This window comes from Kribbella sp. NPDC051952 (assembly GCF_040680855.1).
GTDB lineage: Bacteria > Actinomycetota > Actinomycetes > Propionibacteriales > Kribbellaceae > Kribbella.
Map to the genome: position 1 here is coordinate 25,546 of NZ_JBFAXQ010000014.1, position 26,779 is coordinate 52,324.

25 protein-coding genes and 1 tRNA gene are annotated in these 26,779 nt (G+C 68.8%); 19 read left to right on the forward strand and 7 right to left on the reverse strand.

Features of this window, described 5'->3' with window-relative positions:
* Positions 1-112 precede the first annotated feature (112 nt).
* Both AB0L70_RS24855 and AB0L70_RS24860 read right to left on the reverse strand, forming a co-directional pair.
* Positions 113-766 (reverse strand): response regulator transcription factor, encoded by a 654-nt coding sequence (locus tag AB0L70_RS24855; protein ID WP_363687990.1) that lies wholly within the window; start codon positions 764-766, stop codon positions 113-115.
* Positions 763-2,874: a histidine kinase gene (locus tag AB0L70_RS24860; protein WP_363687992.1), complete on the reverse strand. Its 2,112-nt coding sequence runs from the start codon at positions 2,872-2,874 to the stop codon at positions 763-765. Before AB0L70_RS24860 ends, AB0L70_RS24855 begins: the two co-directional genes overlap by 4 nt.
* 212 nt (positions 2,875-3,086) lie before the next feature.
* On the opposite strand from AB0L70_RS24860, the gene AB0L70_RS24865 reads away from it, so the two are divergent.
* The 10 genes from AB0L70_RS24865 to AB0L70_RS24910 all read left to right on the forward strand — a co-directional run bounded on the left by AB0L70_RS24865 (position 3,087) and on the right by AB0L70_RS24910 (position 10,570).
* Positions 3,087-3,743: a hypothetical protein gene (locus AB0L70_RS24865; protein ID WP_363687994.1), complete on the forward strand. Its 657-nt coding sequence runs from the start codon at positions 3,087-3,089 to the stop codon at positions 3,741-3,743.
* A gap of 55 nt (positions 3,744-3,798) precedes the next feature.
* Positions 3,799-5,097 (forward strand): alpha/beta hydrolase, encoded by a 1,299-nt coding sequence (locus AB0L70_RS24870; RefSeq protein ID WP_363687996.1) that lies wholly within the window; start codon positions 3,799-3,801, stop codon positions 5,095-5,097.
* A 107-nt stretch (positions 5,098-5,204) separates the two neighbouring features.
* Positions 5,205-5,699 (forward strand): SigE family RNA polymerase sigma factor, encoded by a 495-nt coding sequence (locus tag AB0L70_RS24875; protein ID WP_363687998.1) that lies wholly within the window; start codon positions 5,205-5,207, stop codon positions 5,697-5,699.
* Positions 5,696-6,301, forward strand: coding sequence for an META domain-containing protein (locus tag AB0L70_RS24880; protein WP_363688000.1), 606 nt, complete (start codon positions 5,696-5,698; stop codon positions 6,299-6,301). Before AB0L70_RS24875 ends, AB0L70_RS24880 begins: the two co-directional genes overlap by 4 nt.
* Before the next feature lie 92 nt (positions 6,302-6,393).
* A complete protein-coding gene (locus AB0L70_RS24885; RefSeq protein WP_363688002.1) occupies positions 6,394-7,680 on the forward strand; it encodes a S1 family peptidase in 1,287 nt (428 codons plus the stop codon).
* 35 nt (positions 7,681-7,715) lie between these two features.
* Positions 7,716-7,791 (forward strand) — tRNA-Arg (locus AB0L70_RS24890).
* A 561-nt stretch (positions 7,792-8,352) separates the two neighbouring features.
* On the forward strand, positions 8,353-8,904 hold the full coding sequence (locus AB0L70_RS24895; protein WP_363688004.1) for an ATP/GTP-binding protein: 552 nt from the start codon (positions 8,353-8,355) through the stop codon (positions 8,902-8,904).
* Positions 8,901-9,335: a roadblock/LC7 domain-containing protein gene (locus AB0L70_RS24900; RefSeq protein WP_363688006.1), complete on the forward strand. Its 435-nt coding sequence runs from the start codon at positions 8,901-8,903 to the stop codon at positions 9,333-9,335. Before AB0L70_RS24895 ends, AB0L70_RS24900 begins: the two co-directional genes overlap by 4 nt.
* Positions 9,336-9,404: 69 nt before the next feature.
* A complete protein-coding gene (locus AB0L70_RS24905) occupies positions 9,405-9,776 on the forward strand; it encodes a roadblock/LC7 domain-containing protein (protein ID WP_363688008.1) in 372 nt (123 codons plus the stop codon).
* A gap of 59 nt (positions 9,777-9,835) precedes the next feature.
* Positions 9,836-10,570 carry a hypothetical protein gene (locus AB0L70_RS24910; RefSeq protein ID WP_363688011.1) on the forward strand — a complete coding sequence of 245 codons (735 nt, stop codon included), beginning with the start codon at positions 9,836-9,838 and terminating at the stop codon, positions 10,568-10,570.
* A 23-nt stretch (positions 10,571-10,593) separates the two neighbouring features.
* Here AB0L70_RS24910 and AB0L70_RS24915 read toward each other — a convergent pair whose 3' ends face one another.
* Positions 10,594-11,553, reverse strand: coding sequence for a DUF5937 family protein (locus tag AB0L70_RS24915; RefSeq protein ID WP_363688013.1), 960 nt, complete (start codon positions 11,551-11,553; stop codon positions 10,594-10,596).
* Positions 11,554-11,609: 56 nt separating this feature from the next.
* Here AB0L70_RS24915 and AB0L70_RS24920 point away from each other — a divergent pair, with 56 nt between their 5' ends.
* Both AB0L70_RS24920 and smpB read left to right on the forward strand, forming a co-directional pair.
* Positions 11,610-12,866 (forward strand): MFS transporter, encoded by a 1,257-nt coding sequence (locus tag AB0L70_RS24920; RefSeq protein WP_363688015.1) that lies wholly within the window; start codon positions 11,610-11,612, stop codon positions 12,864-12,866.
* The gene (gene smpB, locus AB0L70_RS24925; RefSeq protein ID WP_363688017.1) at positions 12,863-13,342 is read left to right on the forward strand and encodes an SsrA-binding protein SmpB; all 480 of its coding nucleotides are present in this window, start codon (positions 12,863-12,865) and stop codon (positions 13,340-13,342) included. Before AB0L70_RS24920 ends, smpB begins: the two co-directional genes overlap by 4 nt.
* A 25-nt stretch (positions 13,343-13,367) precedes the next feature.
* On the opposite strand, the gene AB0L70_RS24930 is transcribed toward smpB, so the two are convergent.
* Positions 13,368-13,715, reverse strand: coding sequence for a hypothetical protein (locus tag AB0L70_RS24930; RefSeq protein ID WP_363688019.1), 348 nt, complete (start codon positions 13,713-13,715; stop codon positions 13,368-13,370).
* A 139-nt stretch (positions 13,716-13,854) separates the two neighbouring features.
* Between AB0L70_RS24930 and AB0L70_RS24935 the strand changes: the two genes are divergently transcribed.
* On the forward strand, positions 13,855-18,072 hold the full coding sequence (locus AB0L70_RS24935; protein ID WP_363688021.1) for a BTAD domain-containing putative transcriptional regulator: 4,218 nt from the start codon (positions 13,855-13,857) through the stop codon (positions 18,070-18,072).
* Between the two features lie 7 nt (positions 18,073-18,079).
* On the opposite strand, the gene AB0L70_RS24940 is transcribed toward AB0L70_RS24935, so the two are convergent.
* The gene (locus AB0L70_RS24940) at positions 18,080-18,682 is read right to left on the reverse strand and encodes a dihydrofolate reductase (protein ID WP_363688023.1); all 603 of its coding nucleotides are present in this window, start codon (positions 18,680-18,682) and stop codon (positions 18,080-18,082) included.
* Between the two features lie 59 nt (positions 18,683-18,741).
* Positions 18,742-21,399: an AAA family ATPase gene (locus AB0L70_RS24945; protein WP_363688025.1), complete on the reverse strand. Its 2,658-nt coding sequence runs from the start codon at positions 21,397-21,399 to the stop codon at positions 18,742-18,744.
* A gap of 96 nt (positions 21,400-21,495) precedes the next feature.
* Here AB0L70_RS24945 and AB0L70_RS24950 point away from each other — a divergent pair, with 96 nt between their 5' ends.
* From AB0L70_RS24950 to AB0L70_RS24975, 6 genes are all read left to right on the forward strand, one after another.
* On the forward strand, positions 21,496-21,714 hold the full coding sequence (locus AB0L70_RS24950) for a cold shock domain-containing protein (protein WP_363688027.1): 219 nt from the start codon (positions 21,496-21,498) through the stop codon (positions 21,712-21,714).
* A gap of 106 nt (positions 21,715-21,820) precedes the next feature.
* Positions 21,821-22,744 carry an NAD-dependent epimerase/dehydratase family protein gene (locus AB0L70_RS24955; protein WP_363688029.1) on the forward strand — a complete coding sequence of 308 codons (924 nt, stop codon included), beginning with the start codon at positions 21,821-21,823 and terminating at the stop codon, positions 22,742-22,744.
* A 42-nt stretch (positions 22,745-22,786) separates the two neighbouring features.
* Positions 22,787-23,509, forward strand: coding sequence for a DUF2993 domain-containing protein (locus AB0L70_RS24960; protein WP_363688031.1), 723 nt, complete (start codon positions 22,787-22,789; stop codon positions 23,507-23,509).
* Positions 23,510-23,595: 86 nt separating this feature from the next.
* Entirely contained in the window at positions 23,596-24,276 is a 681-nt protein-coding gene (locus tag AB0L70_RS24965; protein ID WP_363688033.1) for a PadR family transcriptional regulator, read from the forward strand.
* Entirely contained in the window at positions 24,276-24,830 is a 555-nt protein-coding gene (locus tag AB0L70_RS24970) for a DUF1707 domain-containing protein (protein WP_363688035.1), read from the forward strand. The genes AB0L70_RS24965 and AB0L70_RS24970 overlap by 1 nt, the downstream gene beginning before the upstream one ends.
* 64 nt (positions 24,831-24,894) lie before the next feature.
* Positions 24,895-25,713 carry a PhzF family phenazine biosynthesis isomerase gene (locus tag AB0L70_RS24975; RefSeq protein WP_363688037.1) on the forward strand — a complete coding sequence of 273 codons (819 nt, stop codon included), beginning with the start codon at positions 24,895-24,897 and terminating at the stop codon, positions 25,711-25,713.
* Here the strand turns inward: AB0L70_RS24975 and AB0L70_RS24980 are convergent.
* Complete coding sequence (locus tag AB0L70_RS24980) at positions 25,697-26,752, reverse strand: biotin/lipoate A/B protein ligase family protein (RefSeq protein ID WP_363688039.1); 1,056 nt, start codon at positions 26,750-26,752, stop codon at positions 25,697-25,699. The genes AB0L70_RS24975 and AB0L70_RS24980 overlap by 17 nt on opposite strands.
* Positions 26,753-26,779: the final 27 nt, after the last annotated feature.

Below are 26,779 nucleotides of genomic sequence, written 5' to 3' on the forward strand. Positions count from 1 at the left end.
GCAGGCGACGGCTCGAACCCTTGTCAGCCGGTCGACCCGCAAGGCGGGCGACAGCTCGAGCGCTTGTCAGCTGTTGTTCCGCGTGTGCTTCGGCTACCCGCGTGTGCTTCGGCTACTCCTGTGTGCGTCCCAGTCCTGATTCGCGGGCTTTGACGATCGCCTGCGCCCGATCGGCGACCTGCAGTTTGGTGAAGATGTTCGAGACGTGATTCCGCACCGTCTTGTCGGCGACGACCAGGACCTGGGCGATCTCGCGGTTCGAGCGCCCGGCCGCGATCAACCTGAGGACCTCCTCTTCCCGCTCGGTCAGCGCCGAGAACGTCCGGCCCCGACGGCTGGTCCGTCGCTCTGTTCCGACCAGGTCGAGAACGTGGCCCGCGACAGTCGGCCCGAAGACCGCTTCCCCTGCGGCAACGGCCCGGATCGCAGCGAGAATCCGGTCGCCGGTCGCGCCCTTGACGAGGTACCCGCGGGCACCGGCCGCCATCGCCGCGAGTACGGACTCGTCGTCCTCCAACATGGTCAGCACGAGTACGGCGACCTGTGGCGCTTCGACCGCGAGCCGCCGGGTGGCGTCGATTCCGCTGATCCCTGGCATGTGCACGTCGAGCAACGCGACGTCCGGCAGATGCTGTACAGCAAGGGCAACCGCCTCGCCGCCCTCTGCCGCCACGGCGACCAGGTCGATGTCGTCCGCGTCGGAGACGACGGCCGCCAGCCCCTGCCGGTAGACCGGGTGGTCGTCGGCGAGAACCACCCGGATCATGGCGCGGTCACGGGCAGCATGGCAACGATCTCCGTCCCGTGATTCCGGCGGAACCTCACCGTGCAGGCGCCCCCGAGTTCTTCGGCGCGTGCCCGCATCGAGGCCAGCCCCGCGCCGTGGACCGGCCCGATCGGAGCAGCCCCGATCCCGTCATCCCGAATCGTCACCCGGAGCCTCCGGCACACACCTCCGTCCACGCCCGCGCCAACGCCCATGTCCACGCCCTTGCCAACGCGGCTGTCCACGCTCCTGCCAACGCCCATGTCCACGAGGCCCTCAATGCCGGTGCCCATCGTTAGGTGGATGTCGCAGGCTGCGGCCCGGCTGTGGCGTACGACGTTCGTGAGCGCCTCCAGCGTGATCCGGTAAGCGGCCGCCGCGACCGCGGTGGGCAGCTCCGGTAGCGGCTCCGCGACGACGTTGACGACCAGATCGCCCCGGGCTCTCGAGCTGATCAGCCCGGCGTGATGGACCAGGGCCGGCACCAGACCGATCCGGTCGAGAATCGTCGGATGCAGGTCCGCGACGATCCGCCGGATCTCGCTGACCGCGGCAGTGGTCTCGGCACTGAGCGACTCGAGCAGCGCACCGACCTCGGCATCGGTCCGCCTGGCCCGCCGCGCGGCTGTCTCCAGGCCGAGCGAGATTCCGGCCAGCGTCGGCCCCAGCCCGTCGTGCAGGTCCTGCCGGATCCGCCGCCGTTCTTCTTCGCGGGACGTGACCAGCGCCTCGCGCGACTGCCGCAGTTCCCTGGTGACCCTGACGTCGTGCGCCGCGACTCCGATCTGCGCGGCGAACGTCTCCAGCAGCCGAGTGTCCGCAGCACTCAACCCCAGCTCGCCGCGCCGGACACCGACGATGAGAGTCCCGACCTGCTGACCGGCGTGCACCAGGTTGAACTCAACGGTCCGCGCCGGCGGTTCGCCCGATGTACAAGCAGGTTGCTCGTCGTTCGCCAGTCGTACGGCGGCGTACGGCGATCGCAGCGTCTGCCGGACGGTCTCGGCGACCGCGGGCAGGACGGCGTCCGAGTCGAGGGCTGCCCCCAATCGGTTCCCGAGGGTGGTCAGTGCGGACAGTGGGTCGCGCCGGTCGCCGTACAGCAGGCGATTGACCGCTCGTTGGACCCGCTCCCGGATGGTCGCGAGCAACAACACAGCAGCGGCGGCGGCAGCTGCCGGGAACAGGCCTGCGTCGAGCTGGGCGCCGACAGCGACCGCCGCCACGCTGTAGACCGCCAGTGCGCCACCGGTCAGTACCAAATAGACAAGGGTGCGCGACAGCACGACCTCGATGTCGAACAGGCCGTAACGCACAATGCCGACGCCAAGTGCAGCGATCGCGAGCACAGTCACTCCGAGCCCGACAACGTCTGGCCGGTCTATCGGGACGGCCATGGGGATCACCAGCAGCAGGATGCTCACGATGAACCAGGCGTACTGGCGCCGCTCCGGCCCGGTCACCCGGCGCATGCGCAGCGCGATGCCGACGGCGGCCGAGCACGCGATGGCGAAGACCACCGCAACGCAGACGGCGGCCACGACCATCTGCGGACCATCCGGGAACGGCAGGTCGAACGGACTGCCGACCACGGCCACACCCATCGAGTCGTCGACGAGTACTTGTGTGGTGCCGGCGGCAAGGGTCGCGATGAGGGAGGCGGCGACGACCGCCCGGGCCGGCCAGCGCCAACCGGGTGACGCGAGCCGGCCGTTCGGGAACAGCAAAGTCAGCGACCCGAGGATCATCAGGAGTCCGGTCATCCACAGAACGCCTGCGCACCAAGCCGCCAGGCCTGTCAGCGGTAGTGACCCGGGCCTGGTGTGTAGCCCGTAGTACGCGTACGGATAAGCGGCGACCGAGATCGCGACGAGCAGCGCCGCGCCGGCGAGCAGCGGTCCGATGCGATTCCCCGGCTGCCTCCACAACACCAGTGCCGCGACGACTCCGAACGCCAGCGCGGAGATCCAGCCGTTGGCCTCGTTGCCGTCGACGAACGCGGACAGGCTCGTTCCGTTGGCAATGGTCAGCGCCAGCGTCGTCGCGGACAGTCCGGCGATGGCTCCGAGGACGAGCAGCGGCGCGGGTCTGAGGCTTGCTGATCTCATGGCGCCCTCCGGGAGCGACCCCTGCTCCCCCGGGGTCCTGGCCACAGTCTGCGCGCAGCTGTGCCCAGATGCACGGGACCAGCGTCCCGTCCTCGACCCGGGACAACGGCTGCGCCGCAGTCAGGACAGGTCGGGGCACTGGTCCGATGTATCCGGGACCGCGGTGCGCGCACGGTCAGGGGAACCGAAGCGCCAACCCGAAAGGACCTGAGATGACGATCATCGACGCCGCCCCGGAAACCTCAGTAGGACCGTCACGCCGACTTCGGACCTGGGCCGTGATCCTGTTGCCCATCGGCCCCCTGCTCACCGTCGTCGAAGCAGCGATCCCCCACGACTCGGCAACTGGCGCGGGCCGGGGGTGGTCCATCCTCGCCGGTCTGGTCAGTACGCCGTTCCTCTTCGCCACCGTCGCAATCGCCGCAGCGGTGTCGTGGCTGTCCTCCCGACGGATGGCCGGCATCGCCTTCGTTGCGCTGACGCTCCAACTGTTCGGTCTTGCCGCACTGCACGGGATCGAAGCCTTCCAGCTCGCCGCGACCAACGACGGCATCAGCCAGGCAGACCTCGACCACGCGATGGACGGCATTCTGTCGATCCCGCCGGGCCCGGTGTTCCTGGCGATGTTCATGGGTGGTCTGGTCGTCGGCTCCTTCGCCCTGAGCTGGGCGCAGTTCCGGACCCGCTCGATCACGCCGGCCGTTCCTGTCCTGATGGTGATCACCTCGGTGTCCGACCTGGTGATTCCGGACGGTGCACCCGACGTGGTGAAGACCTGCGGCCTGGGGCTGTTCACGGTCTGGAGCGTCGTCCTTGCGGTCTCCGTCCATCGCGGCGGCGGCTTCGCCAAAGGGCTGCCGACCGCTTGACACTCGCCGACACCGGCTGTTGCCCTGAACACCACGAGTCGTTCCGGGAGGGCGCATGCGGCAGGTACGGCTGCTGTTCGCGCTACTCCTCCTCTGCACCGCTTGCTCGGCTCCGGATCACCCGGCCTGCGTCGACGGCTTCACCTGTACGACGTTGCGCGTGCCGCTGGACCATCAGCAGTCCAACGGTTCGGAGCTGGAGCTTGCGGTCATTGCTGCCGACAACGTCGACGCACCTCGTGGGGTGCTGTTGATGCTTGCCGGCGGCCCTGGGCAACCAGGTGTCTCGCTGCTGCCGCGCATCCGCAACAGCATCGCGCCTGAGGTGCTCCGCGAGTACAGGCTGGTCATGTACGACCAGCGCGGGACCGGGCCGAAGGGCATCGACTGCCCTTCATTACAAGAGACTGTGGGCGGCTCGGACTTCCTGACGCCGCCGCCCCAGGCCGTGGCCGAGTGCGCGCAGAAGTTCGGCTCGGGGCTCGGGTACTACGGAACGCCGGACACCGTCGAGGACATCGAGCAGCTGCGCCAGTACCTCAAGGTCGACCGGCTGACGCTGGACGGGACGTCGTACGGGAGTTTCACGGCAGCGCAGTACGGGCTGAAGTATCCGGACCACGTGCAGGCCCTGGTGCTCGACTCAGTCGTGCCACACAAGGGATTCGACCCGATGGGTGTCGACCTGATGGCCGCCACCGCCGGAGTCCTCACGGCCGCGTGTCGCCAGGATCCCGCGTGTACGACGGATCCGGTGGCCGACCTGGCGTGGTTGGTACAGCACGGAGTCAGCGGCACGGACCTGATGGAGAGTCTGTCCGTCGCCAGCCTCAACTCGGTCAATCCGACGCTGCACGGCATCCCGGCCATCCTCCACGCCGCCCGCACCGGAAACGACACGGGCCTCAAGGAGCTGTTCCAACGGACGACCAGCCTGGGCCTCAGCTACGACACACTCTCCGCCGGACTGCACCTGGCCACACTCTGCTCCGACCTGCGCTACCCGTGGTCCGGCAAGACTGACCGCGCTACCGCTCTAGACACCGCCGTACGCCGCTTGGACCCGAAGCGGCTGTATCCGTACGACGTGGCGACCGCACGCGCGCAACTGATGATCCAAGGCTGCCTGCGGTGGCCGGCGACCCGCGTATCGACGTACCCGGCTGCGCAGGAGTTACTGCCGCGCACGCTGATCCTGCACGGCAGCAACGACCTTTTCTGTCCGTTGGAGTGGGCGCAGTGGGAGCAGGCACACGCACGGTCGGCCCGGTTGGTCGTCGTACCGGGAAGTGGGCACAGTGTGCAGCGCGATGCGCGGGGCCGGGACGCCGCCCGGGAGTTCTTGCTGGCCTAGACCGGTCACGGGTGAGATCCAACTGTGCGTGAATGGTTGCATCACCTGTGGATGCTCGGTGCGTCTAATAGTTGTGAGGTGTTTTACGCCCAGCCAGGGAGTGGCGAGTGGAGTTCGAGGAGTATGTATCCGCCCGTGGACAGGAACTGGTGCGGCTCGGGTTCACCGTCTCCGGGGACTACCAGCGGGCGGAGGATCTGGCCCAGATCGCGCTGATGCAGGCGTACCGGTCGTGGCGGAAGGTGCGCAAGGCCGACGATCCGCACAACTACGTCCGGCGGATCCTGGTCAACGAGTACCTGTCGATGACGCGCCGGCGCTCGTTCAGCGAGGCACCGACGGCCGAGATCGACCCACGGTGGACAGTGCCCGATCCCGCCAACGACATCGCCAACTCCGACGACCTGTGGCGTGCCCTGGCCACACTGTCGGCCCGGGAGCGGGTCGTGCTCGTCCTGCGCTACTACCAGGACCTGGACGACCGCACGATCGCCGACGTGCTCGGCATCAAACCGTCCTCCGTCCGCGCGACCGCGAGTCGAGCACTCGCGTCCCTTCGCGAAACCAGGCACTCCAACCGTGTTGATGAGAGGTTGTCGTGAGCAACACCGATCTCGAGGATGACCTGCGGGGCACCTTCGACCGCGCCGCGGCCTCGGTGCCGCAGGCCACCGGTCTGACCGAGCGCGCGACCACGGGCGCCCGCCGGGCCCAGCGCCGTACCTGGATCGTTTCCGGTGCGGCTGCTGTCGCAGTAGCCGCTGTCGCGGTCGTGGGCTTCGGCCTGGCCGGCTCGAACAACCAGCCCGCGCAGCCACCGGTCGCGGGCGGACAGACTCCGGCGGCCACCACCGCGGCACCGAAGCCACCCACTGTGCAGACCGTGTCCGGGACGTGGCGAGTCGCCGAGATGGCCGGCTTCAAGACCGCGAACGCGAACCGGCCGGACGACCCTGTGCTGGTGCTGCGGCCGGATGGGACGTGGGGCGGCTCGGACGGCTGCAACTCGCTGCAGGGGACATACACAATTGGTCAGCGCGGTGAGTTCACCGCAGCGGTCGGCCCGCAGCGGCTGGTCGGCTGCGACAACGTGCCACACACCGGAGTACTGGCTGCCGCGAAGCGGATCGCGGTCGACGGCGACACCCTCCAGTTCTTCGCCGCCGACGGGCGTCAACTTGCGAAGTACGCTCGCGCAGGGTAGTCAAATTTGCTCGCGGACGGTGATCGACTATTGACTGAGCGGAGTCCCTGACCGGACGATGTAGGCGGCCGTTCACCGATCCGAGGAGCTACGTGCGACTCTCTGCCACCGTCCAGCTGCTCACCCTCGGCTCAGTCTCACTCTTCGCAGTCGGCCTCACCGCATCCGCAGGCGCTCCAGCGACCACTGTGGCGGCGTGCTCGCACGCTCAGCCCAGTGCGAGCTCGACCGAGGCCAAGCGACTCGCACAGCCCACCTCTGCGAAGGATCCACGCCCGCTCGGCGAGACCCTCGGCGACGGGATCACCACCGCCGTCGACTCGCTCGAACCACTCGACGCGACCGGCCGGCCGAAGTCCGGCCTGCCGTACGGGCTGAGCCAGGGCGTGATCGGCGTGGTCGGCAATGCCACCAGCGGCTACAAGGTCGTGGTGGACAGCGCCAAGCTGGACGAGAAGAAGTACCAGGCCGCCGTCGCCCGCAGCGTGCCCGCGGCCGGCAAGCAGCTGGTCCGGATCGAGCGCAGCTGCCACTCCGCCCAGTCGATCGCCGACGCGTGGAACGCGGTCGGCGCCCGCTCCTGGGCCGACGCCGGCAAGACGACGTTCGCCGCGGATCTCGACCCGGTCAGCGAAAACATCGTGGTCGAGTACGACCAGGCGAGCACCTCCCCTGCGGCACTCGAGGGCCTTCGCGGACTGTCCGGCGTACAACTCACCGCCAGCTCGCTCGCACGGACGTCCAGGCTGAGTGACACACCGAAGGGCGGTCACTGGGGCGGCGCGCGGATCACGTCCCCACTGAAGAACTGCTCGGCCGGCTTCACCGTCGTACGGCGTTCCAACAAGCAGCGCGGGTCCGTCACGGCAGGGCATTGCGGTGCACCGGGGACTGTGTGGAGGTCAGGCGCCAACTACTACGGCACCACCACGGTCCGGACGAACTACCCCGACTACGACCAGTCCTTGCTCACCGGCAGCAGCTACGGCGCGAAGATCTGGACCGACGGCCCCGGCGACGCGGCCAACACCCGCACGGTCAAGGGCGGCGCCGACCCGGGCGTCGGCACCGTCGTCTGCCAGTCCGGCAGCTTCAGTACGTCGCTGTGCGGGATCACGGTCCGTTCGAAGTCGGCGAAGTACTGCGACTCCGAGGGCTGCACGACGTACGTCATCCGCGCCACCCGCGGCGGCCTGGTCGCGATCATCGGCGGCGACTCCGGCGGACCCATCTACACCCGCCCCAGCTCCACCACCGCGACCATCCGCGGCATCACCTTCGCCGGCGCCGGCTGCGCGTCCTCCCGCTGCACCACCCTCTACGCCGAGCGCTACGCCTCCATCACCGGCCACCTGGGCGTCTACGCCCTCACCGGCTGACCCACTCCCCTCCGCTAAGCTGTCCCCGCACGTGCGCCCCCGTAGCTCAGGGGATAGAGCGTCGGTTTCCTAAACCGTGCGTCGCAGGTTCGAATCCTGCCGGGGGCACCAACTGCGTCTGACCGGGTCGGCGTGATGGCGGACGGGCGTGCGCGGCTTTGGTGGGAATTGTCCACAATTCCCCCGGCTTTCGTGAGAATTATTCGCAGCAGCAACACCGGCAAGAATTACACCCTGACACACGATAAATACGCCGTGCAGTCGAATTCGTACCGTCGGTGAATTCTCCGGCTGGTGCAATTCATTTCGAGACGCGTGCGCCTACAATTCCCGATCGATCGGGCGCACGCATCCCAGGACCCGTTTGTCCACAGGCGCATCGGCACCCGGACCCTCGCCCGGATGAGCCGTGCCAGGACTATTCGTCACCGCGGGTAAAAGGTGCCGGTCGCCGAGTAATCGCATTGATCGCGGCAGCTCCAATTCATCAGAATTTTCCTGAGACAGATCGTGTATGTGTCTGGATGCGAACCACTCAAGCGGTTAACCTTTTGCGACGCGTCAGGCACGACGCGAGTCAGGTGGGGACACATCGCTGGGGGCGATCCGCCGAGTCGCTGCCGCATGCCTGCGTACCGCGGTCCGACTGCTAGCTCGGGGAGGGAGACGTCGGTGCACGACCCGGACGTCGAGTTCAAGGTTGTGGTCACCGGCCCGTTCGGTGTGGGGAAGACGACCTTCATCCAGCACATCTCCGGCGTACCTGTCGTCGGGACCGAAGAGGCCACGACGGGCGACGAGGCAGAGCTCAAGCCGACGACGACCGTCGGTTTGGAGCACGGCCACTTCGACGTCCACGGTGACGAACTGTCCACGCGGCTGCTGTTGTACGGCACGCCCGGCCAGGACCGGTTCCGGTTCATGTGGGATGTCGTTGCCGAGGGCGCCGACGCCTGCGTCGTTCTGGTGGACGTCGCCAATCCCTCCACCTGGCCGGACGCGGCGCAGATACTCTCCTTCTTCCACGACAAGCCGATCGCCGCACTCGCCGTCGGCGCCAACCGCGGCGTCGAGATCCCGGTAGCGGTCGACATGCTCCGCGAGTTCCTGCACTCCGACGTCGCGGTCGTTCCGTGCGACGTCATCGACGAGCGTTCCGCGCGACATTTATTGGTCTCGCTGCTGACGCTGCTCGCGCGGCAAGAGCGCCGGACGGTCGCATGAGCGCCGAGCATCTCGCCGCGTACATCGGCGACACCGCCACGGTGCGGGAACTGCTCGACACGACCAAGCGCTCGCTGACCGGTGTGACCGGCGTGATGCTGGCGGGGGCTGACGGCCGGCCGGTCGTCCACATGCTCGAGCCGGACCAGGCCAACGCGGCCGCGGCGATCTGCGCGGCGTCGCTGTCGCTCGGGCAGCGCCTCGCCGACCTGGTCGGACCGGGACGGCTGAGTGAGCTGACCGTCCGCAGCCCCGACGGGTACGTGCTGCTCTATGCCGTCGGCGACAAGCACGTGCTGATGATCCTGACCGTGCCGAGCGCGAACATCGCGCGCATTCATCTGGCTTGTCGCGACCTGCGCCGCGAACTCACAGGTGTCGCACACCCCGCCGACGCCCCGGCGGGCGACACCCCGCCACCTCCCGACTGATCCACAGCAGTACGACCGCCAAGCCGGCCGCACCGTGCGACCGGCATGACCTACCGCAAGGAGTAACCGATGCTCTCCGAGCAGCAGACCATCCAGATCCTGGCCGACCTCGGCAACTCGATGCCTGGCTTCATCGCCGCTGCCCTCGTCGACCTCGACTCGGGGATGACGATCGGGATGTATTCGAAGAACGACAACTTCGACCTGTCGGCGGCGAGTGCCTTCAACAGCGAGATGGTGAAGCAGAAGCGCAAGATCATGGCGTCGCTGAACCTCAACATGCAGCTCGAGGACATGCTGATCACCCTGACCGACCAGATCCACCTGATCAAGCTGGTGAATCCGACGTCGTTCGTCTACCTCGCCGCGGATCGCTCCAACGCCAACCTCGCGATCGTGCGGGCCAGCATGGCCCGTTACACCGACTCACTGGCTGCCTGACGCGCCCGCGACCCGCCGGGCGCGGGTCGCGACACAACTGCCACCGACAGGAGAGGAACGTGCACCACGACCACGAAGCGGGCGGCGCCGGCCTGCCGTACCGGCTGCGCGCGGACACCGCCGACCACTTCGTGGTCCTGGACTTCGAGGAATGGCAGCTGATCGCGACCGCGTTCGGTGGCGCACCGCAACTGCTCGCCGCCGACGCGAACGAGACGGTCGTACGGCGGCTCCTGCAGCGCGGCGTACTGGAACAGGTGGAGCGCCGCGCCGCTGAGCGCGCAGCCGTGCCACCTCCCGCCGCAGCGTTGGACCCAGCGGACGAACGGTGGACACCCGAACCCGCTGCGGCAGATCCGCCTGACGAACGCTGGACTCCGGAACCCGCCCCGGCGATGGACCCGGCCGATGAATACTGGGCGCCCGCCCCGGCCGAAGCAACGAGCCATGTCGGCGAACCCTGGCGACCGGATCCCGTCCCGGAAGCTGATCCGGCCGGCCACCACTGGACACAGGCTCCAGTCCCGGCGGCGGAACCGGCCGTCGAACGCTGGACGCCGGAGCCCACCGCGGCACCAGATCCGGCAGACGAACGCCGGCCCCAGGAGTCCACCGAAGCAGGCCAACACAGGACCCAAGAACCGGTCGCGGATGACGAACGGTGGACACAAGTCCCTGCTGCCGAGGAGCGCGCGGTACCCCCGCGAGCTACCGACGAGCCGGCGCCTGGGACGACGACGGAGGAGGATCGGCGGCGCGCTCTCGAGGACCTGCTGCGGATCCTGTCCAGGTAAGGACGGCGCCTGCCGCACCTACGTTACGTGCCGCGAAGGACTCGGTCGCCGAGGTCCGAGCGGTGGTAGAGGATTGAGCGGCCGTGGCGGGCCGAGATGAGCAGGCCGGCGGCGCGTAGGGCGCGTAGGTGCTGGTTGATCGCGCTTGGGGTGACGTCGAGGCGTACGGCGAGTTCCGTCGACGACGTCGGGGTCTCGAGCAGCCTCAGTAGTTGGGCGCGGACGCGGCCGATCAGGCCGACCAGGGCGGTCGGCGGGGTAGTCGTCCTGGTCTCCCACAGCGTTCCGAGACCGCGGGCCGGGTACATGATGTGCGGCGGCTCGTCAGGAGAGATCGGCGCCGCCGCACGCCGGCTGAAGAGCGAGGGCGTCAGCGTCAGGCCGCGACCGGCGGTCGAAGTGCGGTAGGAAAGATTGCTGCGCAGCCGTACCCGGAGGACGGTGTCGTCGAGGCGTACCCACGGGTCGATTCCGGCGAACATCGCCGCGAGACCATCGTGCGCCGTGACCCGGCCGCGGTAGACGACGTCGGCCTCGAGCACTGTCCGCATCCGCGCCCAGTGCGGCTCGAAACAGGCGTCCCAGTAGTCCCGCAACGCTGCCAGCACCCGGGCGAGCACCCGGTCCGGCCGACCGCGCAGTACCGGCGGGAGCACGCCCGGATGGACCTCCGCCAGATCCGCGCGTACGACGCCGGCCGGTGTGCCGGTGAGCGCCGCCAACTCGTCGTCGATCCGGCCGAGTGGTGTGTACGGCCGCGGAGTGATGAAGTCCGGCGTCCACAGCGACTCGTTCGTCAACGCGCCGAGAAGTTCCAGGTCGAGCCCGGCCCGCGCCGACGCGGTGGCCCGCAGCCAGGGCAGTTGGAGCGGGAACCGGCCGGGGTCGCGCAGGGTCCGCAGGGACAGACCCAACTCGTTCAGCGGCGAGATCGCGAAACGCACTTCGCCGAGGTCGTTCCCCGCGAGCTCGTACTCGATCATGAAGCAATACGCTACATCGCTGGTACCCGAGGATCCCCGGATGGCACAACTGTCGGGTGCCTGAACTCCTCCGCGATCCCCTCGAGCGCGCCCTCGCCTCCGCCGTGACCGCGATGTCGCTGTCGCGTGGAATGTTCTTCGCCGTCAGCGCCCTGTACTTCACCCGCGGGGTCGGCCTGTCTCCGGCGGTCGTCGGGATCGGCCTCACCGTCGCCGGCGGGGTCGGTGTTCTTGCGTCGTACGCCGGTGGGCGACTGAGCGATCGATGCGGTGCCGATCGGCTCCAGCAGTGGGCGCTGGCCGCGAACGGGGTCTCGTTGCTGGCCTATGCCCTCGCCAGCAACGTCGTCAGCTTCGTACTGATCGCGGCCTGTGTCTCCGCCACCCGCGGTCTGCAGAGCACCGCCCAGATGACGCTGCTCGCGCGTTGGTACGTCGGTCCCGAGCGGGTCGCTGTCCGGGCCCGGCTGCGGGTGGTGATGAACGTCTTCATCGGCCTCGGCACCCTGGTCGCAGGACTGGCCCTGATGATCGACACCACCACGGCCTACCGCCTGACGGTCGTACTCGTCGGCGCGATCGCGATCCTCGGCACGGTCCCACTGATCGGCCTGCGCCGCAGGGTCGCCGGGCTGGCCGCACGGATGGACGTCTCCACCAGCGCCGAGGCCTCCCGCGGACGGTCTCCCTTACGGGATCGCACGTACGTCGTCTCGACAGTCCTCAACGCCGTGCTAGCGATCCACTTCGGGCTGACGACCGTCGGGATACCGCTGTGGGTGGCAGACCACACCGACGCCCCGACGATCGTCGTATCCGCGCTCCTGCTCGTGAACACCGCCTACGTAGCGCTCTTCCAGGTCCGTGCCTCCCGAGGCACTCAGAACCTGCGAACCGCTGGGCGGTCAGTACGACGGGCGGGCCTGCTCCTGCTCGTCGCCTGCCTGCTCTTCGCCTTGGCAGGCCAACTCGGCGCTGCGGCAGCAATCGCCGTCCTGTTCCTCGCCGCCCTCGCGTCCTCCGCGGCCGAGACGCAAGGCGAAGCAGGAGGCTGGGGCATGGCCTTCGAACTCGCCGACCCCGATCGAGCCGGCGCTTACCAAGGCCTCAGCCAAACCGGCAACGCACTCGCCCTGATGCTCGCCCCCGCCGTTGTCACCACCACCGCGATCGACCACGGCACGCTGGGCTGGATCGCGCTCGGCACACTCTTCGCAGTCACCGGCGCCGCGACCGCGGTCGTCGCGAACCACGCAGCCACACACAGGGGCCAGCTCAGCACGCCGGCCGAGTCGGGCAGAATCGGTGTGTGAAGAAGCCCGAGGCGAACCCGGTGGTCGCGCGCAACCGGAAGGCTGCACACGACTATCAGCTGGGTGAGTCGTGGGAGGCGGGGATCGTGTTGCAGGGGCCGGAGGTGAAGGCGCTCCGGGCCGGGCGGGCGTCCCTGGTCGGCGGCTTCGCCATGGTGGAGGACCGGGAGATCTGGCTGCACGGCGTACACATCCCGCAGTACTCCCAGGCCCGCTGGTTCGAGGGCGGCTCACGCCGCAAGCGGAAGCTGCTGCTGCATCGCGCCCAGATCAACAAGATCGAGCGGAAGGTCAACGAGGGCGGCCTGACGATCGTCCCGTTGACCCTCTACTTCAAGGACGGCCACGCGAAGGTCGAGATCGCCCTCGCCCGCGGCAAGAAGACCTGGGACAAACGCCACACCCTCGCCGAACGCGAAGCAACCCGAGAAGCCGAACGCGCCCTCAGCCGCCGGCTCAAGGGCCGCTCAGACTGAACGCAGCGCCCGGCTGCCGGCCGAGTCAGGCTGAACGCAGCGCCGTCAGGTGGCGGCGCCTCTCGATGACCAGCGTGACGCCGAGGGCCGCTCCGCCGAGGGCGATGCCGCCCAGTGCACCGAGTGCGACCGAGGTGGTGTCCAGCCCACTCCTCGGCTGCTCGACCGGCTGGAAGAGCTTGGCCTCGTACTGCGGGTCGTAGTTCGGGTAGTTGGGTGGGCCCTGCTGGAACATGGACGGCGCCGGCTCCGTCGCGGCCGCCGGTGGAACGCCTGCGTCCTGTGCAGACATCTCGGCGGCGATCGCGGGCCCGGCGGTCACCGTCATGGCCAGTAGTACTCCTGCGCTGAGCTTCGTTGCGTATCCGGACATCTCGGTACTCCTGTTCTCGCGTTCTCTGGTGTTCCCTTGGTGCAGTTCTCGCTCAGCGCGGTATCGCGGGGGTCGATGCCGGTATCACCGCGGTATCGCCGCCGTTGACGGGCAGCGTGGGTGGGTCGACAGTCGGGGTGTGGGCATCGCCGTTCTCGGCCCGCTCACGATCGAGGGGGATCTGGGGCAAGCTCTCGGCCGTCGGGACCGGGTCGTACTCGCAGCACTGGCTGTTCGCCCAGGACACGTGGTCAGCTCCGACGAGCTGGCCGAGGTGGTCTGGAGCGCGCAGCGCCCGTCGTCGTGGCCGAAAGTGATCCAGGGCTGCGTCGTACGGCTCCGCAAGATTCTCGGCGTCCACGCCATCGAGACACTGCCGCTCGGGTACCGGCTGGCCGTTCCTCTCGACGAGATCGACGCGCAGCGGTTCGAACGCGCCATCGCCCGCGCCCGCGCTCTCCTGGTCGCCGACGAGGCCGAGCGGTCCGCGCTGGTGCTGGCGGATGCGTTGACGTTGTGGCGGGGCCCGCCACTGACAGAGCTGGACAGTTGGGACATCGCCCGGATCGAGGCCGAACGGCTGGGTGAGCTGCTGCATGTGGCGGAGGAGCTGTACGTCGATGCCGCGCTGCGCTCCGGGCAGCACCAGGAGGTCGTCGCCAAGGCCCAGGCACTGGTGAACGAGGCCCCGCTCCGCGAACGGCGCTGGGTGCTGCTGGCGACAGCGCAGTACCAGGCCGGTCGGCAGGCCGAGGCACTGCGGACGATCCACCGGCTGCGCGACGTACTGAATCGCGAACTCGGCCTGGACCCCAGTTCGGACATCGACTCGCTGGAGCAGGCGATCCTGCGTCAGGATCCTTCCCTGGTGGCCGAACAGGCCATGCCAGAACCCGACCGGGACTGCCCGTACCCGGGGCTGAAGGCGTACGACCTGGACGACGCCGACACGTTCTTCGGTCGCGACACGGACATCGCCGCGTGCCTGCGCAAACTGGCCGACACCTCGGTCCTGGCCGTCGTCGGGCCGTCCGGGTGCGGCAAGTCCTCCTTGGTACGCGCGGGTGTCGCAGCCTCACTGCGTCGAGATGGCCAACGGGTCGTGGTGATGACCCCGGGCGCCCACCCGGTCGCGGCGTTGACCGCCACCCTGCCGACGACCGGGCCTGCCCCCGCTCTCGTGGTGGACCAGTGTGAAGAAGTGTTCTCGCTCTGCGCCAGCCTCGCCGAGCGCGACCAGTTCCTGAGTGCGCTCAAGGCCCACCAGGCGGTGGCACCACTGATCCTGTCGTTCCGCGCTGACCGCCTGGCCGACATCTCGTCTCATCCCGCCTTCGCCCGGACGGTGGAGCCGGGCCTCTATCTGCTGTCCACGATGAAGGAGGACGACCTGAGGGCGGCGATCGAGCAACCCGCACGGCTGGCCTCGCTGGTGGTGGAGCCAGGCCTGGTCGATCTTCTGGTCAACGAGGTGGCCGACCAGCCGGGCGCGCTGCCGCTGATGTCGCACGCGCTGGGCGAGACCTGGCAACGACGGGAAGGTCGCACCCTCACCGTGGCGGGCTACAACGCTTCCGGCGGGATTCGCGGCGCCGTCGCCCAATCGGCCGAACAGGTGTACGAACGCATTCCGCGCGAGCAACGGCCGGTACTGCGTGACCTGCTCCTGCGGCTCGTCACGCCCGGACCGGAGGGCGAGCCCATCCGCAGCCGGCTGCCCCGCCGACTCGTGGTCACCGGTCCCGATGACGCCTCGATGATCGACCTGTTGGCCGGCTCCCGGCTGGTGACCAGTGACGACGGCGCGGTCGAACTCGCCCACGAGTCGCTCGCGCGGGCCTGGCCGCGGTTGCGTGGCTGGCTGGACGACGATCTGGAGGGCCAGCAGATCCTGCACCACCTCGCCCGGACCGCCGATGCCTGGGACGGTCTCGGCCGTCCTGACAGCGAGCTCTACCGCGGCGTACGCCTCGCGAGAGCAGCAGAGTGGCGGGACCGTTCGACGTCGACGCTGACACCGACCGAACAGGACTTCCTGGCCGCGAGCAAGCAGGCGTCGCGGGCGGAGCTGCGGGCAGCCGAGGACCAGGCCCGTCATCAGGTCCACGTCAACCGGCGGCTCCGCGCGGCCCTGGCCACCGCGGCCGTCCTCCTGGCCGGCGCCCTGATCGCCGGACTCGTCGCAGTCCGCCAGGCCGATCTGGCCGAGCAGGCCGCGACGACCGAACTGGCTCGCCGGGTCGGGGCCCGGGCCCTGCTCACCGAGGGCATCAGCCACTCGATCCTGCTCGCCGCGCAGGGTGTCAGACTCGAAGACTCCGCGGAGACCCGCGCCAACCTGACTGCCACAATGAACAAGCGCCCGCTGCTCGTGCACTCTGCCGGGTCTCCGCTCGGCCGGACCGAGAACGTCGAGGTCTCCCCCGACGGCCGCCGCATCCTGTCCGGCGACGGCGCCGCGACCTTCCATCTGTACGACGCCAAGACCGGGCAGGTGCTGGACTCGTACACCTTCGAGGGCGATCTCAGCGGCGGTCGGTTCTTCACCGACCCGCGGTTCAGCCCGGACGGCCGACTGGTCGCCGCGATCGCCGTGAACGCCGGCGGCGCCGGATTCGGCGACTCCGAACTGCCACTTCGGTTGCTGACCGCCGACACCCTGGAACCGGTGACTCCCCAGCCCGCACCCCTGCCTGCGCAGGGAAAGCTGCGGTATCTCGATCTCGCCTTCAGTGCGGACGGACGCTACCTGGCCGCGAGCGTCCGGGGGGACGGGTCGATCCATGACTTCAGCAGTACGGCGTATGCCCTGATCTGGGATCTGCGCGCGCCTGGCCGCCCGCCGCGGATGGTGTCGTTCCCTGGTGACTACGAGGGGATCGCTCTGAGTCCTGACGGCAGCACCATCTACTGCACCTGGCCGTTCATCGCCTTCGATGTGGCCACCGGTCGACGGAAGTGGCAACGCCCCGCGCTGCCTGACTACGGAAGAGTCGAGGTCAGCACCCACGGCGACCTGCTCGCCGTTCAGCAGTTGGCCGCAGCCGGACTCGACCAGGACACGATCGCCCTGGTCGACGCCCACACCGGCACGACGGTGAAGGTATTGCGCAGTCAGGTCGACACCACTCGGGGCCAGACCTTCTCTGCCGACGGCAAGCTGCTGGCCACGGCCGAACAGAACGGGGAGGTGATCGTCTGGGACGTGGCGACCGGAGCCGCGCGCGAACGCATCGAGACCTCGGAAGTGTCCTGGGCCGTCGACTTCAGCCCGGACGGCCAGACGCTGTACACCGCGGGCGATGAGGGGATCCTGCGGGTCTACGACCTGGCCGGGCAACGTCGTTACCTCCCTCGGTCCCACCTTGCTGCGGCACGGCAGTACCTCCACGTCCTCGTCTCCGACGACGGCATGACGACCGCTTACCTGTGGCGGGACGCGAAGGGGGTGTGGGTGTCCTTCGCCGACATGCCCAGCGGTGTTGTCACCACCCCTACCCAACTCGGCCTCGACCTGGAAGACGGACCACGATCACCGGCTGCCTGGCGACCTGACGGCCGGCGCCTGGCGGTCCACGACGCCGACACGATCACGACCCTCGACGCCCGGACCGGCAAGGTGCTCGAGTCGCAGGGATTCCAGGACGTCCGCTCGCTCAGCTACGTCGGAACCGGCGAGCGCCTCGTCACCGGCAGCGCCAAGGGCATGATCTTCTTCGACGAGAAGCTGTGGCCCGAGGGACAGTACGCCTGGTGGCCGGCCGACTGCTGTACCGCGCGAGCTCCCGACGGCCGTACTGCGATGCTTTTCGAGCACTTCCCGGACGGCGCCGGTGAGCACTGGCGAATCGTCGGCACAGAGCAAGGCATGCTCCGCTCAGAGGGCGATCTGCCCGTGGACCTCAACAACGCTGCCTATTCGCCCGACGGGCGGCTGGTGGCGGGCATCGGAGCCGGTGGCCAGGTCCTCACAATCGACGTGCAGTCGGGCCAGGTCAGGCGCGCAGCGACCATCAGTCACAACGACCAGGGCATGGTCGTCCGCTTCTCACCGGACAGCTCACGTCTGGTCTCGGGAGCCCGGGACGGCACAGTCAGCTTGTGGGACGTGCGCAGCCTTGATCTGCTCGGCACAGTCTCAATCGCTCCCGCGGACCGGCCGGTGGCCGCCGTTCCGAGTTTCACCGGTGGCAACGACATCGTCACGATCGCGGCGTACGACGGCACGACGTATCGCTGGGACACGAGCGTCGACCGGAGCATCGCCTTCGCGTGCGCGATGGCCGGCCGCAATCTCACCTCCGAGGAATGGACCCAGGCGTTCGGCGATCGCCCGTACGAAAGGACCTGTCCCTGAGACCGATCTACGCCTTCGGGACGGTGTAGACGAGGTGGGTTACTCGGTTGCCCTCGACGATTTGGGTGGGGTTGTCGAGGAGGATGGGGCCGGTCAGGGGGCCGGTGGACCAGAAGGGGCGGCCGGAGCCGAAGACGGTGGGGACCAGGTTGACTACTACCTCGTCGATCAGGCCCATGCGGAGGGCTTGGCCGCCGATCTGGCCGGCGGCTACGTCGACGATGCGGTTGTCGCCGGCGTACTCCCGGGCGGTCTTGATGGCTTCCTCGACGCTGCCGACGAAGGTGAAGGGCGCTGTGTCGGCGTGCTCCCAGTCCTTCGGTGGTTCGTGGGTGACGACGAAGACGTGGTGGCCGGCGGCGGGTACGCCGTCCCATCCGTTGGTGAGGTCGAAGAGGCGCCGGCCGATGACGACGCAGGCGATACCGGCGTACTTGGCCTGCATGAAGTCGGCGGACGCCTTGGTGGTTCGGACCTCGACGTCGTTGCCTTCGAAGGACCAGCTCACGTCCCCGTTGCCCAGCCAGTCGAACAGCGGGCCGACGCCGTCACCGTCGTCGGCCAGGTAGCCATCGAGCGAAACAACCGCGCCCATGATCGTCTTGGCCATCAGATCCTCCGTTGTGCAGGTGGTGGATCTGACCCTAGGAGCCGGACCGCCGCCCCGAATCAGTCAAAAGACTGGCGGAGTTGGGACCGTCTACTCACGCCCAGCTTCGGGTAGGCCTTGTACAGGTGATGGCTGACGGTGCGCGGGCTGAGGAACAGCTCGGCCGCGATCTCCCGGTTGCTCATCCCCTGGGCGGCTCGGCGTACGACCTGTAGTTCCTGTGGCGTCAGGCCGATCTCCGGTCCGGCCTCCGGCGGGGTGTCGCCGAGTGCGGTGAGCTCGGTGCGGACGCGCCGTTCCCAGCCGTACGCCGCGATCCGTTCGAACGTGCCGAGGGCTTCGATCAGCTGCGCCCGGGCCGCCGTACGACGACGGTTGCGTCGCAGCCATTCGCCGTACGCCAAGCAGGTGCGCGCCCGGTCGTACGGTCCGACTCCTTCGAGACGGAGTGCCGCCTCGAAGGCCTCTTGTGCGTCGGATCCCTCGCTGAGCAAGGCCTCGCACCGCAGTACGAGCCCACGAGCCGCAGGGGTGGCCGAATGGGTCGCCCACTCGATCAGCGCCGGGAGGTACCGTCGCGCGCGCTCGGGATCGCCTGCCCGTACGGCGGCCTCGACATGATCAGGTATGGCCCGCACCGTCACGTCTCGGCCGGACGGTCCGGCGCAAACGCCCTCCAGCCGATCCAGCGCCGCACCGGGTTGACCGGACATCAGATCGACCAAAGCCAAGGCCCATTTCGCCAAAGCAGCCGACATGCGGTGCTGCCTGGTGTCGCCGAGCACCTGGTCGATCTGCTCGCCGGCCGCGGCATCGCCACGGACCGCGGCCAGCCACGCCGAGATCGAGGTCAGTACGACGACCTGCAGATCCTGACCCAGATCGGCGGCAAGTTCGATCGCCTCCGTCACGGTCGCCTCGGCATCCTGGAGGCGGCCGGTCACCAACTGTGCAAGGGCCAGCGGCTCTTGCGCGTAGGGCAGCCAGCCGAGCGCACCATCTAGGCGCAACGCGGCGACATAGCTCTCGAGCAGGGTGAGTGCCAGGTCGTCCTCACCGATCAGCAGGGCCATGAACCCGGCCGTGAGCCGGTCGAGCCTCCCGTCCAACTCAAGGGCCGTCGGAAGCACCGCCCGCATCGATTCGAAGGCCGGCTTGACGTCTCCGAGCAACAGGTCAGTGAAACCCACCAGTGCCCCGGCCAGACCACCATCGACGGACCTTAGTTGCTCTGAGCAACTGCGAAGCAGGTCGGCGTCGGCGGCGTCGCGGGCACACCAGGTTGCCTCGGCCAGGATGGACACGGCGCGGTCCGGGTCGGACGACAGGATCGGTACGGCGGCTGCGAGCGCCAGCGCACTCGCGTCGGCCGGCGAGTTACGCTCGTACGCGACCTGGGCTCGAATCCACGCAGCCTCGGCCTTTTCGCTGGGTTGCCTGGTCAGTGCGCCGCCGGCCGCGGCCAACTCGGCCGCCTGCTCGAGCCCACCGGCGTCGTACGTGGCTCGGGCGGCGCTGACGAGGCGTCGGGCTCGATCGGATCGGTCGTTGCTGAGCTGCGCGGCTCGTTCCAGGGCCCGCGCGGCGGAGGCCGGCCCACCGCGACCGACTGCACGCAGTGCGGCGCGTTCGAGTTCCGCGGCGGCCAGGTCGTTGGTTCCACTGGCCGCGGCGGCGAGGTGCCAGGCGCGTCGGTCGGCATCACGTGGGTCCGAGAAGGACTGCGCCAACGCCTCGTGTGCGGCCACACGCTGCGCGAACGGTGCGTGCTGGTAGACCGCCGACCGGATCAACGGGTGCCGGAACTCGATGCTGTCGACAGTCACCCGTACGAGTCGCTCCTGCTCGGCCGGCTCAAGGTCCGCGGCGGTCAGACCCAGCGACGCGGCAGCGGCCGAGTACGCCGGGAGCTCCGACGTGTGGTCCGCGGCAGCGAGTAACAGTGCACGCTGCGCGTTCTCTGGCAGAGCGTGGACCTGCAGGCGGAAGTGCTCTTCCAAACGTCCGCTGGCAGGCAGTGGGCTGACCGGCGCGGACGGGCGATCTGCGTGGTCGCTGGACGCCAACTCCACGATGGCCAGCGGGTTGCCGGCGGACTCCGCGAGTACGCGTTCGGCCGCGTCGCGGGGCAGCGTCCGAACGCTGGCCAGCAGCCGGGTCGAGTCCGGCTGGTCCAGGCGCTGCAGCGTGATGCTGTCCAGGCCGGCGGCTGGGAACGGACGGTCGCCGTCGCGGGCCGCGAAGATGACCGCGATCGGGTCGGTGTGCAAACGCCGTACGGCGAACTGCAGAGCGTCGATCGAGGACCTGTCGAACCAGTGCGCGTCGTCGATCAGGCACAGCAGAGGCCTCTCCTCGGCCAGGTCGGACAGCAACGTCAGTACGGCGGCTCCGACCACTGGCGGCCCACCGGGCGACGTGCTCGCGCCGAACGCGGCCCGCAGGGACTGACCCTGGCGACCGGGTAACGCATCGAAACGGTCGGCGAACCGGGCAAGCAGCAGCTGTAGGCCCGCAAACGGGAGCTCAGCCTCGGACTCGATCCCAACCACCCGTAGCACTCGCATACCGTCCGCAACGCTCGCGGCGTGATCAAGCAGTGCGGTCTTGCCGATCCCCGCCTCGCCCCGAACCACCAGTGCGCCACACCGGCCGTCCGCAGCCGCGGCGAGCACCCGCTCCACCGCAGCCCGCTCAAGCGACCGCCCCACCAACACCGCTGCAGCGTAAACCAACCCGACCAGCCGGCGGGCACCTTTCACGAGGGCCGCAAAGCCGGCGGGGTGAGCCGACCGGTATGCGACCCTGCGGACATGACTCGCGGGACGGTGAAGTTCTTCAAGCCGGAGAAAGGGTGGGGCGCGATCGCCTCACCGGACCTGCCGGACGGACTCGACGCCTGGGTTCACTTCAGCGTGATCGAGATGGACGGCTATCGGGCGCTGGACGAGGGCGACCAGGTCGAGTTCGACTACGAGGCCGCCCAACAGGACAGCTTCCGCTACCGCGCCACCCGCGTCCGCAAGATCTGAGCCTGAGCAGCCAGGCTGGACAAGCTCCTCACGGAACACGATCCATTTAAGGTCGAGTAAGTACAGTGCGCTCGTTCCGCGTCACACCATGAGGGGGTTGCCTGTCATGTCGCTGCATGTAGTTGTCGGGGCTGGTCCGGTTGGATCCGCGACCGCCCAGCTGCTGGCCGGTCGAGGTGAACAGGTTCGGCTCATCACGCGGTCCGGCAGCACCGCTCCGAACCCCGGTGGGATCGAGGCTGTGGCAGGGGATGCGAGTGATGGGGCGGGGTTGGCCCGGCTTGTTGAGGGGGCGGCGGCGATCTACTCGTGTGCGGGACCGGCGTACCACCGGTGGTCGACTGACTGGCCTCCGCTCGGAGCGGCGCTGATCCACGCGGCCGAGACCAGCGGGGCTGTGCTCGTCACGACCGGCAACCTCTACGGGTACGGCGCCGTCGACGGACCGATGACCGAAGACACCTCGCTGCAGCCCAACTCGGTCAAGGGCCAGGTGCGCGCCAAGCTCTGGACCGACGCATTGGCTGCGCACCAGGCCGGTCGGATCCGCACCGCGGACGTTCGCGGTTCCGACTACCTCGGCGCCGGCGCAGTCACGCCGTACAGCGTCATGGTCCTACCGAAGGTGATCGCCGGCCGCCGCGGCTCGATACCTGCCGACCTGGACGCGCCCCACAGCTGGACGTACGTCGGCGACGTCGCCAAGACCCTCATCGCGGTAGCAGCCGACGAGACCGCCTGGGGTCGCCCGTGGCACGTCCCGTCCGTCGAGCCGATCTCGATCCGAGCCCTCGCCACCCGCACCGCCGAACTCGCCGGCGCACCCCGAGCCCGCGTCGCCAAGATGCCCACGATTGCGCTCCGACTGGCCGGACTGTTCAACCCCACCGCCCGCGCGATGCTCGAGACGCAGTACCAGTGGCAACGCCCGTTCGTGCTCGACTCCACCGCGGCAACTGTTGCCTTTGGCATCAAGCCCACGTCCCTCGACGACGCCCTCCGCGCATCGATCGAGGGCGTTACCCCCTAGGCTGTGCGGTCCGACGGGGTGGCGAGCTTGGAAAGGTACGGAATGAGTCCGAGGAGACCGCGGCGCTGGGGCCGGCGGCTGATTGTCACTCTGGTGGTGCTCTGCCTGCTGGCGGTCGTCGTCGACCGGGCGGCCGCGTGGGTGGCGGAGAATCAGCTCGCGACCATGGCGGAGAAGGAGGCGGCGAAGTACGACGTACGTTCGTCCGAGACCTCCGTCAAGGTCGGCGGGTTCGGGTTCCTGCCGCAGCTGGCCAAGGAGAGGTTCTCGAAGGTCACACTGACCATGAAGCAGCCGACGTTCGACTCGATCCCGGCGGAGGACCTGAAGGTCGAGTTGACCGGCGTACATGTGCCGCGTGGCCTGCTGACCCGAGAGCCCGGTACGGCGGTCACCGTCGACAGCACCGACGTCCGGCTACAGCTGTCGCCGGCCGAGCTGGCCAAGCAAGCCGTCCGCAGCACCGGTCTCAAGGGCCTGACGATGAACGTCGTCGACGGCAAGCTGCACGCGAAACTGACGGTCCGCGGCATCGAGGCGGACGCGACGATCCGCCCGCAGGTCGAGAAGGGCCGCATCGTCCTCGCCGTCGACCAGCTCTCGGACGCGATCCCGTCCTTCATCCAGAACGCGGTGAAGTCGCAGCTCTCCCAAGGCATCCGCCTCCCCGCCCTCCCCTTCGGCGCCACCCTGAAGCAGGTCAGCATCGAAGGCACCTCGGTAGTCCTCACCGCCACCGCCCCCAATCTCAAGATCGCCGGCTGACCCGGTCCGGGCGACGCCCTTGGGTTGGGGTGGTTCGCGATATATCGTCGAACTATCGCATTCCTTCGTGAGGGACGGTGGTCGTGATGACCGGATCGACGTACGCCGCGGGGTGGCCCTGGGCTCAGTTCGCGCGGCACTGTGCAAGCTTCGACGACATCAAGGAAGAGTTGCGCGCCGCGATGACCGGGCGGCGCACGCATACGCACCACGGGCAGCAGGGGTTTGGGCCGCAGTGGGGGATGTTCGGTGGCGGGCAGATGTTCGGCCCGCCGTGGGGTCCGCCGCCGCGCTGGCGTGGACCGAAGGCCCGGCGGGGCGACGTGCGGGCGGCGATTCTCGCCGTACTCGCCGAGCAGCCGATGAACGGCTACCAGATCATCCAGGAGATCGCCGAGCGCAGTGGCGGGGCGTGGAAGCCGAGCCCGGGCTCGATCTACCCGACCCTGCAGCAGCTCGAGGACGAGGGTCTCGTCACCGCGGACGCCGAGGCCGGCCGCCGCACGTTCACCCTGACCGACGAGGGACGCGCGTACGTCGCTGAGCACCAGGACGAGGTGTCCGCGCCGTGGGAGGCGATGAGCGCCCCGACCGGCGACGACGAGAACGGCCTGAAGCCGATGCTCGGGCAGGTCGCGACGGCGATGTGGCAGATCCTCGCGACGGGTACGCCGGAGCAGCAGGCGAAGGCGAAGGACGCGCTCGGCGAACTGCGGCGGAAGCTGTACGGCATCCTCGCCGACGAGAGCTCGGACGAGGACCGCTGATGAGCTCCCGCTCCTCGCAACGACGCGACTGGGGATGGGACAAGACGCCCTGGGACAGCGCTGACTGGCGGGCCGGGCTGGCCGAGGCTCGTCCGGACGAGTCCCAGCAGGGCGGCCCCGCGTGGGCAGGCCGGCGGGACGTTGAACGCCGTACGACCGAGCGCCGCCAGGGCCCGGTCCGGATCGGTGACGCCGAACGCGATCAGGCCGTCTCGCTCCTGAGCGACCACTTCGTCGCCGGCCGGCTCACGCAGGCCGAGTTCGAGGAACGCAGCGAGGAGGCGACGAGGGCCCGGTACGTCGACGACCTCGCCCCGCTCTTCGACGACCTCCCGAACACCTCCGAACTGCAGGTCGCACAAGGCCCGTGGTCGCCGCAGCAGGCTCGCGTACGCCGCCGCCCACCGGCATTCGTGATGCTCGCACCGTTCCTGATGATCGGCCTCGTCATCACAGCCGTCACCCTGACCGCACCGTGGCTGCTCTGGGGCCTCTTCTGGATCATGCTGATCAGCGGAGCCCACCGCCGCCGCTGGCACCACCAGAACCGCTGAGGCGAACGACGGTGGCCGAAGGCCACGCGTCTCGGGGTTGTCCGGCGGTGATTGGATGGGTCGCATGACGACGGTTCTGCGGTATGCGGCCTTCACCACCGACCCGTCCGGGGGCAACCCGGCCGGCGTCGTCCTCGACGCGAACGGACTGGACGCCGACGCCATGCAGGCGATCGCGGCCGACGTCGGCTACTCCGAGACCGCCTTCGTCACCGAGGGCGGCAACGTCCGGTACTTCTCCCCCAAGGCAGAGGTCCCGTTCTGCGGTCACGCCACCGTCGCGACCGCGGTCGCCCTCGCCGAGCGCCTAGGCCCCGGCGAGCTCGTCTTCTCGACACCGGCCGGCATCATCCCGGTCACGGTCGACGACCAACTACGAGCCACCCTGACCAGCGTCGAGCCGTACGTCGAAGCCGTCAGCGAGATCGACGAAGCACTCGAGATCCTCGGCTGGCGCAGCGACGAGCTCGACCCCGCGCTGCCACCGCGCATCGCGTACGCCGGTGCCCGCCACCTGGTCCTGGCTGCGTCGACCAGACAACGACTCGCCGACCTGGACTACGACTTCGACCGCCTCACCGCGTACATGCTCGAGCGCGACCTAACGACCCTGCAGCTGGTCTGGCGCGAATCCCCGACCACGTTCCACGTCCGGGACCCGTTCCCGGTCGGCGGCGTCGTCGAGGACCCCGCGACCGGCGCGGCAGCCGCCGCCTTCGGCGCCTACCTCCGCGAACTCAAGCTGGTCGAGCCCCCGGTCACCCTCACCCTCCACCAGGGTGACGACCTGGGTAGCCCCAGCCTGATCGAGGTCGAGCTCCGGACCGACGACACCAGGGTCCGCGTGAGCGGCAACGCCGTACCGATCACGGCACCCGCGTAAGCCACTCCTCGGTCCCGAACTTCGCCGCCACGAGCGCCTCGGCCAACTGCTCGGTCTGCGCGTCGATCGCCCCAGGCTTCAGGCCGTAGCGCCCATCGAACGACGTGACCATCCGGTCGATCACCTCGGCCCGGTCGAGACCGGTCTGGCTCCGCAGCGGGTCGACGCGCTTGTTCGCACTCGTCGTCCCCTTGTCGGACAGCTTCTCCCGCCCGATCCGCAGTACCTCGACCATCTTCGCGGCATCCATGTCGTAGGCCATCGTGACGTGATGCAGTACGGCGCCACCCGCGAACCGCTTCTGCGCGGCTCCCGCGATCTTCCCGGCCGGCGACGTGATGTCGTTGATCGGCTGGTACGTCGCCGCGATGCCGAGATCGTTGAGCGCACCAATGACCCAGTCGTCCAGGAACGCGTACGAGTCGACGAACGACAGCCCGGACACCAGGGACTCGGGTACGTAGAGCGAGTAGGTGATCGTGTTACCCGGCTCGACGAACATGGCCCCGCCACCGCTGATCCGCCGTACGACTGTCACGTCGTGCTTGGCCGCGCCCTCGAGGTCGACCTCGTTGCGCAGGGACTGGAAGCTCCCGATGATGACCGCGTTCGACGCCCACTCCCAGACCCGCAGCGTCGGTGCGCGCTCACCCGAACCGACCTGCTCGGCCAGCACCTCGTCGAGCGCCATCTGCACCGCGGGCTCCCGCGGTACGTCGTGCACGAACTCCCACTGGTGATCCCGCCAACCGGTTGCCCCGGTCAACGCACGCCGTACGGCGACGGCGTCAGCGTCCGGTGAGAACCCGAGCATCTCGACACCATCACCCAGTACGGCGCGGACCCGCGCGGCGATCTGAGCGCTCGGAGTCGCGATCGGCAACCCGGCCAGGGCTCCGTTGATCCGCTCGAGCGCGTCATCGGGTTCGAGGAAGAAGTCCCCACTGATCTGCCCCCGCCGCACATGCTCATCGAGCACCTCGAGATCAGCAACAACAAGCTTCCCACCCGGCACCTTGTACTCACCATGCATATCCATGGCAACTACTTCCGGCCTTTCGATGTT